This window comes from Micromonospora sp. LA-10 (genome assembly GCF_051853095.1).
In the GTDB taxonomy this organism is placed as follows: Bacteria; Actinomycetota; Actinomycetes; order Mycobacteriales; family Micromonosporaceae; genus Micromonospora; species Micromonospora echinospora_A.
In genome coordinates this window covers 4,521,247-4,539,005 of the sequence record NZ_CP195710.1, presented here as the reverse complement: position 1 = coordinate 4,539,005, position 17,759 = coordinate 4,521,247, and the positions used below count along the sequence as shown (strand labels likewise).

14 protein-coding genes and 1 pseudogene are annotated in these 17,759 nt (G+C 71.8%); 4 read left to right on the top strand and 11 right to left on the bottom strand.

Annotated features, from left to right (window positions below):
- Nucleotides 1–9: 9 nt before the first annotated feature.
- From ACSDG8_RS21505 to ACSDG8_RS21475, 7 genes are all read right to left on the bottom strand, one after another.
- A complete protein-coding gene (locus tag ACSDG8_RS21505) occupies nt 10–1,026 on the bottom strand; it encodes an ABC transporter ATP-binding protein (RefSeq protein WP_210896363.1) in 1,017 nt (338 codons plus the stop codon).
- A complete protein-coding gene (locus tag ACSDG8_RS21500; protein WP_210896456.1) occupies nt 1,019–2,047 on the bottom strand; it encodes an ABC transporter ATP-binding protein in 1,029 nt (342 codons plus the stop codon). The genes ACSDG8_RS21505 and ACSDG8_RS21500 overlap by 8 nt, the downstream gene beginning before the upstream one ends.
- Nucleotides 2,048–2,072: 25 nt before the next feature.
- Nucleotides 2,073–3,056: an ABC transporter permease gene (locus tag ACSDG8_RS21495; RefSeq protein WP_210896365.1), complete on the bottom strand. Its 984-nt coding sequence runs from the start codon at nt 3,054–3,056 to the stop codon at nt 2,073–2,075.
- A 75-nt stretch (nt 3,057–3,131) separates the two neighbouring features.
- Nucleotides 3,132–4,058, bottom strand: a complete 927-nt coding sequence (locus ACSDG8_RS21490; protein ID WP_013288523.1) for an ABC transporter permease — start codon at nt 4,056–4,058, stop codon at nt 3,132–3,134.
- Nucleotides 4,059–4,204: 146 nt separating this feature from the next.
- Nucleotides 4,205–5,848 (bottom strand): peptide ABC transporter substrate-binding protein, encoded by a 1,644-nt coding sequence (locus tag ACSDG8_RS21485; RefSeq protein WP_210896367.1) that lies wholly within the window; start codon nt 5,846–5,848, stop codon nt 4,205–4,207.
- 581 nt (nt 5,849–6,429) lie between these two features.
- The gene (locus ACSDG8_RS21480) at nt 6,430–7,107 is read right to left on the bottom strand and encodes a response regulator (protein WP_210896368.1); all 678 of its coding nucleotides are present in this window, start codon (nt 7,105–7,107) and stop codon (nt 6,430–6,432) included.
- Nucleotide 7,108: 1 nt separating this feature from the next.
- Nucleotides 7,109–8,359, bottom strand: coding sequence for an ATP-binding protein (locus ACSDG8_RS21475; protein WP_210896457.1), 1,251 nt, complete (start codon nt 8,357–8,359; stop codon nt 7,109–7,111).
- A 176-nt stretch (nt 8,360–8,535) separates the two neighbouring features.
- On the opposite strand from ACSDG8_RS21475, the gene ACSDG8_RS21470 reads away from it, so the two are divergent.
- The 3 genes from ACSDG8_RS21470 (at nt 8,536) to ACSDG8_RS21460 (ending at nt 12,184) form a co-directional block, all read left to right on the top strand.
- Nucleotides 8,536–10,395, top strand: coding sequence for a PspC domain-containing protein (locus ACSDG8_RS21470; protein WP_439427198.1), 1,860 nt, complete (start codon nt 8,536–8,538; stop codon nt 10,393–10,395).
- Nucleotides 10,392–10,781, top strand: coding sequence for a hypothetical protein (locus ACSDG8_RS21465; RefSeq protein WP_210896373.1), 390 nt, complete (start codon nt 10,392–10,394; stop codon nt 10,779–10,781). The genes ACSDG8_RS21470 and ACSDG8_RS21465 overlap by 4 nt, the downstream gene beginning before the upstream one ends.
- A gap of 155 nt (nt 10,782–10,936) precedes the next feature.
- Nucleotides 10,937–12,184, top strand: a complete 1,248-nt coding sequence (locus ACSDG8_RS21460; protein WP_210896375.1) for a phosphatidylserine decarboxylase — start codon at nt 10,937–10,939, stop codon at nt 12,182–12,184.
- Between the two features lie 60 nt (nt 12,185–12,244).
- Here the strand turns inward: ACSDG8_RS21460 and ACSDG8_RS21455 are convergent, their stop codons facing one another.
- From ACSDG8_RS21455 to ACSDG8_RS21445, 3 genes are all read right to left on the bottom strand, one after another.
- A complete protein-coding gene (locus ACSDG8_RS21455; protein WP_210896377.1) occupies nt 12,245–13,156 on the bottom strand; it encodes a CDP-alcohol phosphatidyltransferase family protein in 912 nt (303 codons plus the stop codon).
- Between the two features lie 346 nt (nt 13,157–13,502).
- Nucleotides 13,503–14,414 (bottom strand): NUDIX hydrolase, encoded by a 912-nt coding sequence (locus tag ACSDG8_RS21450; protein ID WP_439427197.1) that lies wholly within the window; start codon nt 14,412–14,414, stop codon nt 13,503–13,505.
- A 136-nt stretch (nt 14,415–14,550) separates the two neighbouring features.
- On the bottom strand, nt 14,551–15,498 hold the full coding sequence (locus tag ACSDG8_RS21445) for an NUDIX hydrolase (RefSeq protein WP_439427196.1): 948 nt from the start codon (nt 15,496–15,498) through the stop codon (nt 14,551–14,553).
- Between the two features lie 144 nt (nt 15,499–15,642).
- On the opposite strand from ACSDG8_RS21445, the pseudogene ACSDG8_RS21440 reads away from it, so the two are divergent.
- Nucleotides 15,643–15,942 (top strand): annotated as a pseudogene (locus tag ACSDG8_RS21440) (PspC domain-containing protein); the annotation flags it as partial.
- Between the two features lie 144 nt (nt 15,943–16,086).
- Here the strand turns inward: ACSDG8_RS21440 and guaA are convergent.
- On the bottom strand, nt 16,087–17,643 hold the full coding sequence (guaA, locus tag ACSDG8_RS21435; RefSeq protein ID WP_439427195.1) for a glutamine-hydrolyzing GMP synthase: 1,557 nt from the start codon (nt 17,641–17,643) through the stop codon (nt 16,087–16,089).
- Between the last annotated feature and the right edge of the window lie 116 nt (nt 17,644–17,759).

The following is a 17,759-nucleotide window of genomic DNA, read 5'->3' as shown; positions in this document are numbered from 1 at the left end:
CGGTTCGAATCAGGACGCGTCGTGGGTGACGACGATCTCCCGCTTCTCCGCGAAGTGGCAGGCGCTCGGGTGGTCCGAGCCCGGCCGGATCTGGAGCAGCGGCACCTCCTGGGCGCAGACGTCCTGCGCCTTCCAGCACCGGGTCCGGAACCGGCAGCCCGAGGGCGGGCTGACCGGCGAGGGGACGTCGCCCTGGAGCCGGATGATCGCCTTGCTCTCGCGCACCGTCGGGTCGGGCACCGGCACCGCCGACAGCAGCGCCTGGGTGTACGGGTGGGTCGGCCGCTCGTAGATCTCGTCCTCGGTGCCGATCTCCACCATCTTGCCCAGGTACATCACCGCGACCCGGTCGGAGAGGTGACGCACCACCGACAGGTCGTGGGCGATGAAGACGTACGACAGGCCGAACTCGCCCTGGAGCTTCTCCAGCAGGTTCATCACCTGCGCCTGGATGGAGACGTCGAGCGCCGACACCGGCTCGTCGCAGACGATGACCTCGGGGCGCAGCGCGAGCGCCCGGGCGATGCCGATGCGCTGCCGCTGACCGCCGGAGAACTGGTGCGGGTACCGGTTGATGTGCTCCGGGTTGAGGCCGACCAGGTCGAGCAGCTCCTTGACCTTGGTGCGCCGGCTGCCGCGCGGAGCCACCTCGGGGTGGATCTCGAACGGCTCGCCGATCAGGTCACCCACCGTCATCCGGGGGTTGAGCGAGGTGTACGGGTCCTGCATCACCAGCTGGATCTGCCGGCGCAGCCGCCGCAGCGCGCCACCGGAGAGCTTGGAGATGTCCTGGCCCTTGTAGAGCACCTGGCCGGCGGTCGGCCGCTCCAGGTTCATCAGCACCCGGGCCAGCGTCGACTTGCCGCAGCCGGACTCGCCGACCACGCCGAGCGTCTCGCCGGCCTTGAGCTCGAAGGAGACGCCGTCGACCGCCTTGACTTGGCCGATGGTCTTCTTGAACACCACGCCCCGGGTCACGGGGTAGTGCTTGACCAGGTCACGAACCTCGATGATGTTCTCAGTCACGGTTCACCAGTTCCTCGGCGAAGTGGCAGGCGCTGGCCCGGCCGTTGCCCAGTTGCAGCAGCGGCGGGACCTTCTCCCGGCACACCGGCTGCGCCATCGGGCAACGCGGGTTGAACGCGCAGCCCGGCGGGATGTTCATCAGGTTCGGCGGGAGGCCCTTGATCGTGCGGAGCTCCTGCCCCTTCTCGTCCATCCGCGGGATCGAGTTGAGCAGGCCGAGCGTGTACGGGTGTGCCGGCTTGCGGTACAGGTCGTAGACGTCGGCTTCCTCGACGATCCGGCCGGCGTACATGACCGCGATCCGGTCCGCGACGTCGGCGACCACGCCGAGGTCGTGGGTGATCAGGATCATGCCCATCTGCCGTTCCCGCTGGAGCTCACCGAGCAGGTCCATGATCTGGGCCTGCACCGTCACGTCCAGGGCGGTGGTCGGCTCGTCGGCGATCAGCACCTCGGGGTCCAGCGCCAGCGACATGGCGATCATGGCGCGCTGCCGCATACCGCCGGAGAACTGGTGCGGGTAGTTGCTGAACCGGCCCTTGGCGTTGGGGATCTTCACCTGGTCGAGCATCTCGATCGCGCGCTTCTTGGCGTCCGAGCGGCTCATGCCGCGCCGGATGCGGAACTGCTCGGCGATCTGGAAGCCGACCGTGAAAACCGGGTTGAGGGCCGAGAGCGAGTCCTGGAAGATCATGGCGATGCCCTCGCCCCGGATCCGCCGCCGCTGCTCGGAGGACATGGTGAGCATGTCCTTGCCGTGGAAGCGCACCTGGCCACCGGTGACGAACCCGGGCGGGGTGTCCAGGATGCCCATGATGGTCTGCGCGGTGACGCTCTTGCCGGAGCCCGATTCGCCGAGCACGGCGAGGGTCTCCCCCGCCTCGACGTGGTACGTGACTCCGTTGATGACCTTGGCGACGCCGTCCCGGGTACGGAACTCCACCCGAAGGTCGTCGACCTCCAGCAGCCGGCCCGAGGGGCGGCCGGATCCGTCGGCGCCCGGCGAGGACTGCTCGGACACGAGAATGTCGGACAACTCAGTTCCCCTATCGGAGCTTCGGGTCGAGGGCCTCGCGGACCGCCTCGCCGAGCATGACGAAGCTCAGCACGGCGGCGACGAGGAACGCGGAGGGGAAGAACAGCAGGTAGGGCGAGACCCGGATGTAGTTCTGCGCCTCGCTGATCATGATGCCCCAGGAGACGACCGGGCTCTTCAGGCCGATGCCCAGGAACGAGAGCGTGGCCTCCGCGCCGATGAACGAGCCGACCATGATCGTGCCGTAGACCAGAAGCGGTGCCAGGCAGTTCGGCAGCAGGTGCTTGAGGATGATCCGGCCGGTGCTGGCGCCGAGCGCGCGGGCCGCGACGATGTAGTCGGCCTCCTTGGTGGCGAGCACCGAGGAGCGCATCAGCCGCATCACGACCGGCCAGCTCAGCACGCTCAGGGACAGGATGACCAGGCCCATGATCGTCCACTCGCCGTTGTCGGTGCCGGACCCGTTGAACGTGGTCAGGATGACGATCGAGCCGAGCACGAACGGCAGGCCGAAGAAGATGTCCGCGATACGGGACAGCAGCGCGTCCACCCAGCCGCCGCGGTAGCCGGCGATGATGCCCATCGTGCCGCCGACGAGCAGCGTCAGGAAGGTGGAGACCACAGCCACCACGATCGAGGCACGGGCGCCGTAGATGACCCGGGCGTAGACGTCGCGGCCCTGCACGTCGTAGCCGAACCAGGCGGCCGACGACGGCTCGACCCGGCTGCGGTCCAGCGAGCCGTTGACCGCGTCGCCGGACGTGAACAGCCACGGGAAGGCCGCCATCACGAGGAACACCAGGATGATCGTCGCCGAGATCCAGAACAGCGGCTTGCGGCGCAGGTCGATCCAGGCGTCACCGAGCAGGCCACGAGGCTTGTTCTGCTTCGCGCTCTCCGGCAGGCCCGCGTTGGTGGGCGCGCCCGACCCCGCCTCGGTGGGCATGGTCGCGGGCGGCGTCGACACGATCGACGCGGTATTCGGGTCACTCATGCCCGTACCTCGCTGCGCTCGGCACGGGCGTGGTTGCCCGCGCAGACTGCTGGGACGTTTCGTACGCTGCGGCGGTCACTCATAGCGGATCCTCGGGTCGAGGGCGGCGTAGAGCAGGTCCACCACCAGGTTCATGATGAGATAGACGAGCACCAACACCACGACGATGCCGACAACGGTAGCGCTCTCCTTGGTGACGATCGAGCGGAGCACCTGCCGGCCGATGCCGTTGATGCCGAAGATGCCCTCCGTCACGATCGCGCCACCCATCAGCGCGCCGAGGTCGGTGCCGAGCAGGGTGACCACCGGGATGAGCGAGTTGCGCAGCAGGTGCACGCCGACCACGCGGCGCATCGGGAGACCCTTGGCGATCGCGGTGCGGACGTAGTCGGCACGCCGGTTCTCGGCGATGCTCGTACGCGCGACCCGGGCGATGTACGCCATCGATGCGCTTCCGAGCACGAAGCCCGGCACGATCAGTTCGCTGAACCGCATCTCGTTGGACACGGTCGGGTTGATGATGCCCCACTTCACGCCGAGCAGCCACTGCAGCACGAAGCCGATGACGAAGACCGGGAGGGCGATCAGGAAGAGGGTGGAGACCAGGACCAGGTTGTCCAGGAAGCCGTTGCGCCGCAGGCCGGTCAGGATGCCCGCGCCGAGACCGATCACGGCCTCGATGGCGAGGGCGACCACCGCCAGCTTCAGGGTGTTCGGGTAGGACGTGGCGATGATGTCGCTGATCTCGCGACCGCCGAACGTGATACCGAAGTCACCCTGCAGAAGGTTCTTCATGTAGCTGGCGTACTGCACCCAGATCGACTCGTCGAGGTTGTACTTCTCGGTCATCATGGCGCGGTAGTTGGGCGGGCAACCACGGTCGCCGCACTTGCCGGCGAAGGGGTCACCGGGCACTGACCAGACGAGCCAGTAGATCAGGAACGTCGTGCCGATGAACACCGGTACGAGTTGCAGCAGCCGTCTCAAGAGATAACGGCCCATGGGGTGGTCCTCCAGACAGGGAGCGCCGGGGCGGGCCGGCGCGGCGGCGACAACGTTGCGAGGGGTTCGTTGTACACCCCCTCGCGGAACGGCCCCGGGCCGGGCTCACCGGTAGGCGAGCCCGACCCGGGGTCAGAGCGTTCGGATCAGAGCTCGACCGAGGTGATGTCGAGCTCGCCGACGTTGGTCAGCTCGAGCTTCTTGATCTTCTCCGAGTGGCCGGACTGCTGGCCACCGAAGTAGATCGGCATCGACGGAACGTCCTGGTCGATCAGCTTGACGGCCTCAGCGAACTTCTTGTGGGCCTCCTCGATGCTGGGGGCCGCGGTGGCCTCCTTCGAGAGGGCGTCCACCTGCGGGTTGCTGTACTTGCCGTCGTTCGAGGAACCACCGGTGACGTAGAGCGGGTTGATCCAGTTCTCCACGTCCGGGTAGTCCTGCTGCCAGCCGGCCCGGTACGCGCCGGTCATCTTGTAGGCGTTGATGTTGGCGCGGAAGACCGCGAAGGTCGGCACGCCGACGGCGACCGCGTCGATGCCCAGGTTGGTCTTGATCTGCTGGGCGACGGCCTCCATCCACTCCTTGTGGCTGGCGTCCGCGTTGTACGACAGGGTCAGCTTGCCCTTGAAGCCACCGGACTCGGCGTAGAGCTTCTTGGCCTCGGCCACGTCGAACTTGCAGGAGGTGCAGTTGCCCGGCTCGGCGCCCGGGGTCAGAGGGTTGGCCCAGCTGTCGGCCGGCTTACGGGTACCGAAGAAGATCTTGTCGGTGATCGCCTGCCGGTCGATGGACAGCGAGATCGCCTTGCGCAGCTTCGGGTCCTTGAAGCGCGCGTCGTAGATCGGGAAGGCGATGATGCCGGTCGACGGGGTGGTCGAGGACATCGCCCGCTCGCCCAGGTCGGTCTTCCACTTCTCGCCGGCGAGCGCGGAGACCGGAACCTGCTGCTGGAAGTCCAGGTTGCCGGCGAGCAGGTCGTTGTAGGCCGCCGTGTCGTCCTGGTAGATCTTGACGGTGACGTCCTTGACCTTCATCTTGTCGCGCAGGCTGTAGTCGTCGAAGCGGGTCAGCTTGATCTCGACGTCGTCCTGCCAGGAGACCAGCTTGACCGGGCCGTTACCGACCGGCTTCTTGCCGAACTCCGCCGGGGTGGTGGAGAAGAAGGCGTCCGGCAGCGGCACGAAGGCGCTGTAGCCGAGCTTGGTCGGGAACACGGCGGTCGGCGCGTTCAGCGTGACCTCGAAGTTCCAGTCGTCGACGACCTTCAGGCCGGACATGTCCTTGGCCTTGGGCTCCGGGGCCTTCTGCGGGCCGTCCGGGCCGTCCGGGTCCTCGGTGTAGACCTCATCGAAGCCCTGGATGTCGGAGAAGAAGGAGGCGTTCTGCGCGCCGTTCGGGCCGTACGCCGCCCAGTTCCAGGCCTTGACGAAGCTCTCGGCCTTGACGGTGGTGCCGTCGTGGAACTTGGTGTTCTGCTTGATCTTGATCTTGAAGACCTTCGAGTCGCTCGTCTCGATCGACTCGGCGAGCAGGTTCTGCGGCGCCCCACCGTTGTTGGGGTACTCGACCAGACCGCTCCACATCCAGTCGATGATCGCGCCGCCACCGGTCTCGGTGGTGTTCGCCGGAACCAGGGGGTTCTCCGGCTGGGTACCGTCGATGACGATCGCGCCGTCCGAGCTGGCGCCGGCGTCGCCACCGTCGTTGTTCCCGCTGGAGCAGCCGGACGCGACGAGCGCGAATGCCGCGCCCACCGCGAGCGCGCCGCTCGCCCGCTTCGAGACTCTCATTCCGAGGGGCCTCCTCTTTCTTAACCTGGTTCCGTCGTGGGTTTCACGCACGTTTGGGGGTGACACCACCGGCGACCCGGACAACGGGACACCGGTTTACCGCAGAGGATTTCGGGACACCCCAGGGGTACCGATCCGCCGGGCGCCACACCTTGGACGCGGGCACCGCGCAGGGTCGACGACCACGCGGCGACGCTGGTGGCGGCGTCACGTGGTCGGCAGGCCCGACGAGATGCCTCACACCGGGGGGTGAGGTGCTGCCACTGTGACACCCACCGGCCCTTTCCGTGAAGGTGCCGTTATCAAGACGTTAGTTGCCTGCCGCGTTGCCGATACTTGAGAAAAGATCACAAAGCGTACGGACGATAGGGCCCTGAACAGGCAAGACGGGCACGTAGAGGTCGACGGGCATCCCTGCCGCCCGCAGGCTCTGTGACGTGGACCGCGCCCGCTCCGGGCCCGCCGACGGGCGCACGACTGCGGCTTTTTTGTCCGTCCGGACGATACCGGTGTCGACTGTGCGGACAGCAACGACCCCCCGGGGGGACGATGCCTCCCAGGGGGTCGCCGTGCGGCGTGGGTCAGACCAGGCGGCGGTCGGCGGCCCAGCGGGACAGCTCGTACCGGTTCGACATCTGCAGCTTGCGCAGGACGTTGGAGACGTGCGTCTCGACCGTCTTGATCGAGATGTACAGCTCCTTGGCGATCTCCTTGTAGGCGTACCCCCGGGCGAGCAGCCGGAGCACCTCGCGCTCCCGGTTGGTGAGCTGGTCCAGCTCGGGGTCGGCCACCGGCGCGTCCGGCCGGGACGCGAACGCGTCCAGCACGAACCCGGCCAGCCGAGGGCTGAACACGGCGTCGCCGTCGGCCACCCGGCGGATCGCGTCGGTCAGCTCCTCCGGGGAGATCGTCTTCGTGACGTAGCCCCGCGCGCCGGCGCGGATCAGCCCGATCACGTCCTCGGCCGCGTCGGAGACGCTCAGCGCGAGGAACCGCACCTGCGGGTGGGTACGCCGCATCGCCTCCAGCACGGCACGGCCACCGCCGTCGGGCATGTGCACGTCGAGAAGCACCACGTCCGGCTGGGTGGCCGCGATCCGGGTCACCGCCTCGGCCACGGAGCTGGCCTCGCCTACCACCTCGACCCGCGCGCCCAGCTCGGCGCGGACGCCGGCCCGGAACATCGCGTGGTCGTCGACGAGGAAGACCCGCAGCGGCCCTCGCGGCACCGTGCCCTCGACCGGTTCCTGCTCGGACATGTCACTTGTCCCTTTCCGCCGTGGAGCCGGAGCCGCTGATCGGCAGGATCAGCCGGACCTCGGTTCCCTCTCCCGGCTCGGACCGGATCTCCGCCCGGCCGCCGTGCCGCTTCATCCGCCCGATGATCGATCCTCGGACGCCGTGCCGGTGATTCTCCACCGTATCCGGGTCGAAGCCCTTGCCCCGGTCCCGGACGAAGACGCTCACCTGGTCCGGCTCCACCTCGGCGTAGAGCGACACGGTCTGCACACCGGCGTGCCGGGCCGCGTTGACCAGAGCCTCCCGGGCGGCGGCCACGAGGGCGCCCACCCGCTCGTCGGTCTCCCGGTCGCCGACGACCACCGTCTCGACAGTGATGGCGAACGTGTCCTCCACCTCGGCGGCGGCCTGCTCCAGCGCGGCCGCGAACCGCTCGGTCGGCGAGGCGGTCGGCTTGTAGAGCCAGTTGCGCAGCGAGCGTTCCTGGCCACGGGCCAGCCGCTGCACCGTCTTGACGTCGCTGGCGTTGCGCTGGATCAGGGCCAGCGTGTGCAGCACCTGGTCGTGGACCATGGCGGCCAGCTCGGCCCGCTCCTGCTCGCGGATGCGTCCCTCCCGCTCCGACCGGAGCTGGTTCCAGGTCCGCCAGAGGACCGGGCCGGTCACCACGCCGACGCCGGCCAGCCCGACCAGCGCGAAGATCACGCCGTTGAGCACCGCGTCGAAGTTCTGCGCCGGTGAGTAGACGGCCGCCACGCCGATGATGCCCACTGCGACGAGCACGCCACCGCCGATGAAGCGCAGCACGAACGCGCGCCGGTCGGTCTCCTCCACCACCGCGCCCAGCCAGGGCACCGCCGCGTCGCCCCACTGCCTGCGCCGCTCCGGGCCGGACTGGTGCCAGATGACGCCCGCGCCGACCGCGATGATCGCTACCAGCCAGCCGGCGGTGCCGGCCGCGCCCACCGAGTTGAAGGCGAACACCTGCAACAGCAGTACGCCCAGCCCGATCGCCACGAACGGCAGCAGCTGGGCGAGGTCGCGGCGCGGCGGGACGGCGGCGTCGCCGGGGCGGGGTGGCACCACCGCCCAGAATGCGGCGTAGAGCAGCAGTCCGAGGCCGCTGAGCCCGAGCAGGACCATGAACGCCATCCGTACCCGCAGCACCGGGATGCCCAGGTGCTCGGCGATGCCCGCGGCGACGCCGGCGGCCAGCCGGTGCTCGGTGGCCCGGTAGAGGCGCGGGACGTGCGGGGCGGGGGTGCTGCTGATCGGAAACTCCCAGGTCGAGGTGGAGACGCCGGCGACGCCGACGCTCAGATCGTCACACGACGGCGACGTCCCGGACCACGGGGACGCCCCGGACTTTCGTCGCCGGCGGATCTCAGGGTGGGGTCAGGGTCGGGTCCTGAGGCAGTCCGGGCGGCCGGGGCAGCAGTATCGGAGGCATGACCGAGGACGCTGCCCGTCCGCCCCGCCCCTGGGCGGCAGCACAGGACGCCCCGCCGCCGCCCCCACCGGGGTCGGCGCCCCCCACCGACCACGCGACCCCACCGCCCGGCGGCGGCGCGCCGTTCACCGGCCCGCCACCCGGCGGGTACGCCCCGCCGCCCGGCGCTGCCGGCTTCACCACCCGGTACGGCCTGGTGCGCCCCCGCGAGGGCCGCTACCTGGCCGGGGTGTGCGCCGCCATCGGCCGGGCCACGAACACCGACCCGGTGCTCTGGCGCGTGCTGCTGGCCGTGCTCGGCTTCTTCGGCGGCATCGGCATCATCGTGTACGTCGCCGGCTGGCTGATCATCCCGGGCGAGGGCGACACCGCGTCACCTGTGGAGGCCATGCTCGGCCGCGGCCGGTCCAGCATGTCGCCGATCACCGTGATCGTGCTCGGCATCGTGGTGGCCCTCGGCTTCGCCTACGTCGTCACCGACGGTTTCCGGGCCATCCTGCTGGGCGCGGTGATCCTGATCGGCGGCGCGCTGCTGCTCAACCGCGAACAGCGCGGCCCGGGGCAGCGGCCGGCCCAGCCGACGCCGCCGCCCGGCCCGCCGCCGGGTCCGGTGCCGCCGGTGGCCTGGCCCGCGCCGCCGGCCTCGGCGCCGGGCGCCTGGGCCGCGGGCCCCGCCGGGACGCCGTGGACCGCCGCGCCGCCGGTACGCCCCGAAGCAGCGTCGTACGCCGCCCACGCCGAGCCCGGCTACCCGCCGGCCGGCCGGCCCGAGCCGGGCTATCCCCCGGCGACCGCTTCCGAGCCGGGCTACCCGCCCGCGTCCCCGTCCGAGCCGGGCCGGCCCGCGACCTCCGAGCGCGAGCCGGGCCAGCCCGCGACGTCGGAGCGCGAGCCGGGCCCCGCGGGGTCCGGGACGAGCTACCCGACGCTGCCGGCGCCGGGCTGGCCCGCCGCGGCGGGCACCCGGCCGGGCTGGTCCGAGCCGACGACCGCAGCGATGCCACCGGTGAGCGGTCCGGTCGCTGACACCGCCACCTGGCCGGCCTACGGCGCAGCGCCCTCCTGGCCGGGCACCCGGAGCACCGACGCCCCGCTGGGTGGACCCGCAGCCGTGCCGCCCCCCGCTCCGGTGGGCGCGCCGCTGCCGCCCGGCGGCTACCGCCCGCCGTTCGCCCCGCACGGCCCGTACGCCGGGTCGCCGCCCCCGCAGCCGCCGGCCCGGCCGCCGCGACCGCCGAAGCGGCCGAAGGAGCGCTCCCCGCTCGGCGCGATCACGTTCTCGCTGATCTTCCTGGCGCTGGGCGTGGTGGCCATGCTCGACCTGCTCGACGTCTTCCCGGTCGGCGCGGCCGGCTACTTCGCCGCGGTGCTCGCCACCATCGGCCTCGGCCTGCTCGTGGGCACCTGGTTCGGCCGGGCGCGCTGGCTCATCGCCCTCGGCCTGGTGACCGCGGCGGCGCTCGGCGTCGCCACCATCGCCGAGTCCTACGACCGGGTGCGCGGCATCGACGGCAACGTCACCTGGGCGCCGACCGACCTGCGCGACCTGGCCAACCGCTACGAGAACAACCTCGGTGACGCCGTGCTCGACCTGCGCGGGATCAACTTCGACAAGCAGGACGTGCAGGTGACAGTCGACGTGAACCTCGGCAACGCCACGGTGGTCGTACCGCCGAACGTCGACGTGACCACAGTGGCCGACGTCAACGCCGGTGACGCCACGGTCTTCGGCCGGCGCAGCGGCGGGCTCGGCGGTCGCCAGTGGGAGACCACCGACGTCGGCGCCGACGGCCCCGGTGGGGGCAAGCTGCGCCTCTTCGTCCACGTGAACGCCGGCAAGCTGGAGGTGACCCGATGAAGGCGCACCGCACCGACGTCGTGTCGTTCGCTTTCGGACTCGTCTTCCTCGGCCTGTCCATCTGGTGGCTGCTGGCCCGGATCCTCGGGCTGTCCGTACCGCCGGTCGGCTGGTTCCTGGCCGGCGGGCTGGTCCTGATCGGGCTGCTCGGGCTGATCGGCGCGCTGCGCTCCGGGCAGACCGCGGAGCCGCCCGCGCCACCGGAGGCCACGGTCTCCGCGCCGTACCGGGACGACAGCCCGGCCGGCGGCGGCGACACGACGTCCGACGTGGCCGACGAGTGGGCCACCGAGGCGACGACCGACGTGTCGGAGCCCGCCACCCGCGAGATGCCGGCGGTGGACGAGACGCGCGAGGAGCGGCGTACGCCGGGCGACCCGGCCTGACCGCGCCACTGCGGGGCCGTCGGAACGCGGCCTATGCTGGTCGGCGGAGATCTCGCCTCCGCCGGCCGGCCCGCGCACCCGACCACGCCGGAGCCGCGTCGGGTCGCCGGAGCCGCCGCCCGCCCGTCCGCTACCTCGTCAGGAGCCCGCCCGACATGACCCAGTCCCCCGCCGTGCGCGTCACCGGTCCCTCCGGTGCGGTCCGCATCGGCGAGCGCGCCGCCCGCGCGCTCGTCAGCGAGTTCGCCCGGCGCAACGACCCGAAGGCCGGCCTGCTGGTCGGCGCGACCCCGGAGTCCGCGGTGCTGGCCGCGGCGATCGAGGCGTTGCTCCCCGGCGACCGGCTCACAGTGGTGCCGGCGGAGGGCGCCGCGGCGGCGGCGCTGCGGGAGCACGTTACCGCGCAGGGCCGCTGGGTCGACGACCGGGTACGCGTGGTCGACACGCTCGCCGAGGCGGACGCCGCCGCCGTGGTGGTCGTCGCCGAGCCGTTCACCGGCACCGCCGAGCAGGCGCGCGCCGCTGTCGACGGGCTGACGAAGTACCTGGCCGACGGCGCTGTGCTGAGCGTCGCCGCGCCGCTGTTCCGCACCGAGGGCGCGGACGGCGAGCTGGACCGGCAGGGCGTGCTGCACGGCGTACGCACCGACCTGGTGCTGCGCAACACCCCGCCGGTACGCGTGCACCACCTGCGTTTCACCCCGGCGCCGGTCGCGCTCGCGGCCTCGCTGTCCCCGGCGTACCGGCCGTCGAGCGTGCCGCTGACCCGGGGCATGCACATCGACTCCAACGGGGTGGCCGCCGCCGGCATCACGCTCGGCCTGGCCGCCCTGACCCGGGCCGCGCGGCCGAAGTCGAAGCTCTGGCTGCTGCCGGCGCTGGCCGCCGCGCCGGTGGCCGCGTTCTTCCGCGACCCGGAGCGGGACGTGCCGGAGGACCCGTCGGCGGTGGTCGCCTCGGCGGACGGCCAGGTGCTCTCCGTGCAGCGTCTGCAGGACGAGCGCTTCGGCGACGGCGAGTGGCTGCGCGTCGCGGTCTTCCTGTCGGTGCTGGACGTGCACGTCAACCGCGCTCCGGTGGCCGGCAAGGTGGTCGACTACTTCGTCGCCGACGGTGGGTTCGTCAACGCCATGAAGCCGGACGCCGAGCACAACGTGGCGGCGTACACGGTGCTGGACACCGACCACGGCACCGTGGTGGTGGCGCAGCGCACCGGGCTGATCGCCCGCCGGATCGTGCAGCGGGCGCCGGTCGGCTCGCTGCTGGCGCGGGGCGAGCGCTTCGGCCTGATCCGGTTCGGCTCGCGTACCGACGTCTACCTGCCGGCCGACGCGGCGGACCCGCTCGTCGGTCCGGGCGACAAGGTGGTCGGCGGCGCGACTGTGATCGCCCGCTGGCGCTGAGCGCCGGACACGAAGAAGGGGCGCCGCTTCCCGCGGCGCCCCTTCTGTCGTTGTCGGGGATCAGGCGGTACGGCGCTGGTGCAGCCAGAGCAGCGGCCCGCTGACCAGGTAGCCCACCACCACGATGACGAACGTGAGCCGGATGTCGACGAGCGCGCCGATCACCGGGGCCAGCCAGAGCCACGGCGGCAGCTTCAGCAGCCGGGCGAGCTTGGCGTACGGGAAGCTCGACACCATCGCGAAGGCGAGCAGCGCCACGCCGGCCACCATCACCAGGCCGGGGACCGGCACGCCGATGGCCACGGTCAGGGCGAGCACTGCTGCCGCCATGGTGGTCGGCACGCCGCAGAAGAAGCGGCCGTCCTTCGGCGAGACGTTGAACCGGGCTAGCCGGACCGCCGCGCACGCGGCGACGAGCGCGCAGGAGACCGCGGCGGCCGCCGGGGGCGCCGAACCGGCGAGCGAGGCGTAGACCACTACCGGCGCGGCGAGGCCGAACGAGCACATGTCGGCGAGCGAGTCCATCTGCGCGCCGAACGGGCTGGCCACACCGAGCTTGCGGGCCAGCGCGCCGTCGAGGCCGTCGAAGGCCACGCAGGCGATCAGGAAGATCGCCGCGATCTGCACGTCACCGCGCATGGCCAGGAAGATGGCCAGCATGCCGAGCATGAGGCTGCTCAGCGTGCACGCGTTGACGAGCGCGAACTTGGCCCGGCGGGCGGCCGTACGCTCCCCCGGCAGGAGCGGGATCGACATCGCCGGTGACTCGTCGACCGGAGCGGCCGGTGCGAGCGCCGGGCTGACCGGGCGTACCGCCTCGATGTCGGCGTCGAGCCGACCGTAGCGGAGACGCTGGCGGTCGGCGTAACGGTGGTCGGGGGTGACCAGGTCGGTCCCCGGAACGGCGGCGCCGTCCCGGCGGCCCACCCGGACCAGCAGCACCTGGCGGGCGAACGTGCTGCTGCGGCGCAAGCGGCCCGCCCAGCGACGCCCTGCGGGGCGCGGACTGTCAGTCGTACGACGCCGGCGCCATGGGGCTCTCGGCACGTTTCCTCCATCACCGGATCGGCTGGCCGCCCTCGACGGGGCGGGTGTCCGGCTGTCTCGTGCCGGACCTTTCGGGTCCGGCAGCCCTTTTGCGGAGTACACCATTGCACAGGGAACAGGGGCTTGGCGATAGCTGCCGGCGGTAGTTATATCTCCCCTAACCGCACGAACCGCTCAATCATTCCCATCTCGGGTCTCAACGTCCGTTTTCGTCGGCCAACCCCTACTTCTGACTGTACCGGAGCTCACCCAGGGCGGCTCGGCGAGCGATTCACCTCACCCGTTGCCCGGTGGCACGAGCCGCCACGTCGGTCATCGACAGGCCGCTGACCTGCTCCGGGGCGAACCAGGCCGCCCGCGCGGTGGAGCCGCCGGCCAGCTCGGTCACCACCGCCTCGGTCGGCGCGTCCACGCGTACCCGGTAGGTCACCCGGATGCCGTGCCAGTCCAGCGGACGGCCCTCCGGGCCGAGCGCGGCCGGGTTGTGCAGGTTGTCCACCGCCATCAGGTCGACCACCCGGCCCAGCTGTCCGGCCTCCTCGACCAGCTCACGCAGCAGGCCGGTGGCCGGCTGCTCGCCGTGGTCGGTGCCGCCGCCGGGCAGGTGCCAGCGGCCCGCGCCCGGGTAGCCGTCGGCGATCATGGTGAGCAGCACCCGGTCGGCGGGGTCGGTGACCAGCCCGTACGCGGCGAAGCGCTGGCGGCGGTCGGCGGCCGGGCCGGCCGGGTCGACGGGCAGACCCCGGGGCACGTCGGCAGGCAGCGGGGACACCGGCAGGCCGAGCAGCTCGGCGGTGAACACCATCAGCGGAAGCCCGGCGGCCTCCTCCGGGGTGAACCAGCCCACCTCGTCGGTGCCACCGTCCGGCTCGGGTCGCAGCCGCCCGCCCCGCGCCTCGACCTCGAAGATCAACCGGTCCGTGTGCATCGCGACGTCCTCGGCGCGGAACGCGGCCACGTCGGCGACGGCGGCCCGGATCGCACCGGGCGCGACGGTCAGCCCGGTCTCCTCGGCGAACTCGCGGACCACGGTGTCGGCCGGGTGCTCCGCGTGCTCGACGCTGCCGCCGGGCAACTGCCACACCCCCGGGTACGGGCACCGCGCCGAGCCGCGCGCCAGCAGCACCCGCCCGTCGGAGTCCCGCAGCATCCCGTACGCCCCGACCCGCCGCCGCTGCTCCATCCGCACCACTCCCCCGCGCCCCGCGCGCACCCGCGCCCCACTCCGTCGATCATGAGGTTAGCGGCATCGAGGCGGACATTTCCCGCCGTCAACTTCATGATCGCCGGAGTGGGGCGCGGGTGCGCGCGGGGTGGGTCTAGAGAAGGTGGGCGGCCTGGACCGCCTCGGCGGTCACCTCGGTGAGGCGGTCGGTGGGGAGGGCGCCGAGTTCCTCACGGCGGAACCAGCGGGCCTCGCAGGTCGAGCCGCCGACGTCGGCCACCGTGGGCGGCGCCGGCTGATCCACGACCACGCGGTAGAAGGCGCGTACGCCGTGCCAGTCGATCGGGTAACCCTCCGGGCCCAGCGAGGCCGCGTCCCGGTGGCTGGCCACGCCGAGCAGCTCGACCAGGCGGCCGGTCTGCCCGGTCTCCTCGACCAGCTCCCGGATCAGCGCGGCGCCCGGCTGCTCCCCGTAGTCGGTGCCGCCGCCGGGCAGGTGCCAGCAGCCGGCGCCCGGGTAGCCGTCGGACACCCGGGTCAGCAGTACGCGCTCCTCCGGGTCGGTCACCACCGCGTACGCGGCGAAGCGCTGCGCCCGGTGCAGCCCGTCCGGGCCGGGTACGGCGTAGAACGAGGGGAACTCGGGCACCTCCTCCGGCACGATGTCGGCGCTGGAGGTGGGCAGGCCCAGGGCGCGCGCGGTGAACGACCTCAGCGGCAGATGCCGGGCCTCGTCGAGGGTGAACCAGCGGGCCAGGTCGGTCGGGCGGTCGACCCGCTCGGTGAGCGTCCCGCCGCGTACCGAGACGGTGTAGAGGAGGCGGTCGGTGTGGATCGTGATGCGCCGCTCGGGCAGCGCCCGCATGTCGGCGAGCACGTCCTGAAGGCCGGCGACCGCTACCGAGAGCCCGGTCTCGGCCGCGGTCTCCCGGACAACTGTGTGCTTGGGGTCCTCACCGTGGTCGACCGCTCCTCCAGGGAGCGACCAGGTGCCGGGGGTGCCGGAGCGCTCCGATGCGCGGACCAGCAACACTCGGCCGTTTGAATCAGCACAAACTGCGTATGCCGCGATCCTGCGAAGCGGCTCCAGCGAGGTGGTCACGGGGTCAAATTCTCCCCGGAGCGGGTTACCGGGATCGAAAAGAGTCAGATTCCTGACTCTTCGCTGGCGTCTCAGGGATGCGTCAGGGTAGGGCTCCGGGCGGTCACCGAGGTCGTCCGCCGCGGCGCGCGGGAACGTTGAGACATGACCTCCCCGAATCCCTCCCACGCCCCGTACAAGCAGCTCCGCCGCCCGGTCAGCGACCGCATGATCGCCGGTGTGGCCAGCGGCCTCGGCCGCTACTTCGCCGCCGACCCCACGCTCATCCGGGTGATCTTCGCGACCGCCACGGTGCTCACCGGCGGGCTCGCCGCGCTCGCGTACCCGATCATGTGGTTCCTGATGCCCGAGGAGCCGGCCGGCGCGCCCGCCTGGCCGCACCCGCCGGGCACCGCGCCCGGGTGGCCGCCTGTCCCGCCGGCCGGGCCTGTTCCGCCGGCCGGGCCGACTCCACCGACCACGGTGGTCCCGCCGATCCCGGGGGTGCCGCCGACCGCGCCGGCTACGCCGCGGACGCCGGCCGGGCCGGACGCCGGACCGCCGGCGCCCCGCCCGGACGCCGGACCGCCGCCCGCGGCCTGAGCCGCGTCACTCCCACTCGATGGTGCCCGGCGGCTTGCTCGTCACGTCCAGGACCACGCGGTTGACCTCGGCGACCTCGTTCGTGATCCGGGTCGAGATCCGGGCCACCACGTCGTAGGGCAGCCGGGACCAGTCGGCGGTCATCGCGTCCTCGCTGGAGACCGGGCGCAGCACCACCGGGTGACCGTAGGTGCGACCGTCGCCCTGCACCCCGACGCTGCGGACGTCGGCCAGCAGCACCACCGGGAACTGCCAGACGCCCCGGTCCAGGCCGGCCGTGGTCAGCTCCTGCCGGGCGATCAGATCCGCCTTGCGGAGCACGGCGAGGCGCTCCTCGTCGACCGCGCCGATGATCCGGATGGCCAGGCCCGGGCCGGGGAACGGGTGCCGCCACACCATCGCCTCGGGCAGTCCCAGCTCCAGGCCGATCGTGCGGACCTCGTCCTTGAACAGCGTGCGCAGCGGCTCGACCAGCGAGAACTTCAGGTCCTCGGGGAGACCGCCGACGTTGTGGTGGCTCTTGATGTTGGCGGTGCCGGTGCCGCCGCCGGACTCCACCACGTCCGGGTAGAGCGTGCCCTGCACCAGGTATTCCACGTCGCCGTGCGCCGCGATCTCCCGGGCGGCGGCCTCGAACACCCGGATGAACTCCCGGCCGATGATCTTCCGCTTCTGCTCCGGGTCGGTCACCCCGGCCAGCGCGCCGAGGAATCGCTCCCGGGCGTCGACCACCTTCAGCTTGATGCCGGTGGCGGCGACGTAGTCCTTCTCGACCTGCTCGGCCTCACCGGCCCGCAGCAGGCCGTGGTCCACGAACACGCAGGTGAGCTGATCCCCCACGGCGCGGTGCACGAGCGCCGCGGCGACCGCCGAGTCGACGCCGCCGGAGAGGCCGCAGATGACCTCCTTGTCGCCGATCTGCTCCCGGATCCGGGCGACCTGCTCGTCGATGATGTTCGACGGCGTCCACGTCGGTTCGATGCCGGCGATGTCGTACAGGAAGCGGGTGAGCATCTCCTGGCCGTGCGCGGTGTGCCCGACCTCCGGGTGGAACTGCACGCCGGCCCGGCGGCCGGCCAGGTCCTCGAACGCGGCGACCGGGGCGCCCGCCGACTCGGCGGTGACTGTGAAGCCCTCCGGCGCCTCGGTGACGCAGTCGCCGTGGCTCATCCACACCGGCAGGTCGGCCGGGAGGTCGCGCAGCAGCACACCGGGCTCGGTCAGACGCGGGCGCAGCGGCGTGCCGCCGTACTCGCGGTTGCCGGTGCGCGCGACGGTGCCGCCGAGCGCCTGGGCCATGGCCTGGAAGCCGTAACAGATGCCGAAGACCGGCACGTCGGCGGTGAACATCCCGGCGTCGATCTGGGGCGCGTCCGGCGCGTACACGCTGGCCGGGCCGCCGGAGAGGATGATCGCGGCCGGGTTCTTCGCCAGCATCTCGGACACCGGCATGGAGTGCGGGACGATCTCCGAGTAGACCTTCGCCTCGCGGACACGGCGCGCGATGAGCTGGGCGTACTGGGCTCCGAAGTCCACCACGAGGACGGGGCGAGGCGTGCTCATGTGCGCAAAGCCTACCGACAGTCACCGGGCCGCCGGACGCGCCCCGGCGGTGTGGCGGGATGAATGTGTTAACAAGGGCCCCTTCCTCTACCGGAGGCGTTAAGAAGGGGCCCTTC

What these genes read in the sequence shown, in the direction of transcription:
- ACSDG8_RS21495 (WP_210896365.1), bottom strand. Translation starts at nt 3,056, where the DNA reads ATGAGTGACCCGAATACCGCGTCGATCGTGTCGACGCCGCCCGCGACC.
- ACSDG8_RS21490 (WP_013288523.1), bottom strand. Translation starts at nt 4,058, where the DNA reads ATGGGCCGTTATCTCTTGAGACGGCTGCTGCAACTCGTACCGGTGTTC.
- ACSDG8_RS21485 (WP_210896367.1), bottom strand. Translation starts at nt 5,848, where the DNA reads ATGAGAGTCTCGAAGCGGGCGAGCGGCGCGCTCGCGGTGGGCGCGGCA.
- ACSDG8_RS21480 (WP_210896368.1), bottom strand. Translation starts at nt 7,107, where the DNA reads ATGTCCGAGCAGGAACCGGTCGAGGGCACGGTGCCGCGAGGGCCGCTG.
- ACSDG8_RS21470 (WP_439427198.1), top strand. Translation starts at nt 8,536, where the DNA reads ATGACCGAGGACGCTGCCCGTCCGCCCCGCCCCTGGGCGGCAGCACAG.
- ACSDG8_RS21465 (WP_210896373.1), top strand. Translation starts at nt 10,392, where the DNA reads ATGAAGGCGCACCGCACCGACGTCGTGTCGTTCGCTTTCGGACTCGTC.
- ACSDG8_RS21460 (WP_210896375.1), top strand. Translation starts at nt 10,937, where the DNA reads ATGACCCAGTCCCCCGCCGTGCGCGTCACCGGTCCCTCCGGTGCGGTC.
- ACSDG8_RS21450 (WP_439427197.1), bottom strand. Translation starts at nt 14,414, where the DNA reads ATGGAGCAGCGGCGGCGGGTCGGGGCGTACGGGATGCTGCGGGACTCC.
- guaA (WP_439427195.1), bottom strand. Translation starts at nt 17,643, where the DNA reads ATGAGCACGCCTCGCCCCGTCCTCGTGGTGGACTTCGGAGCCCAGTAC.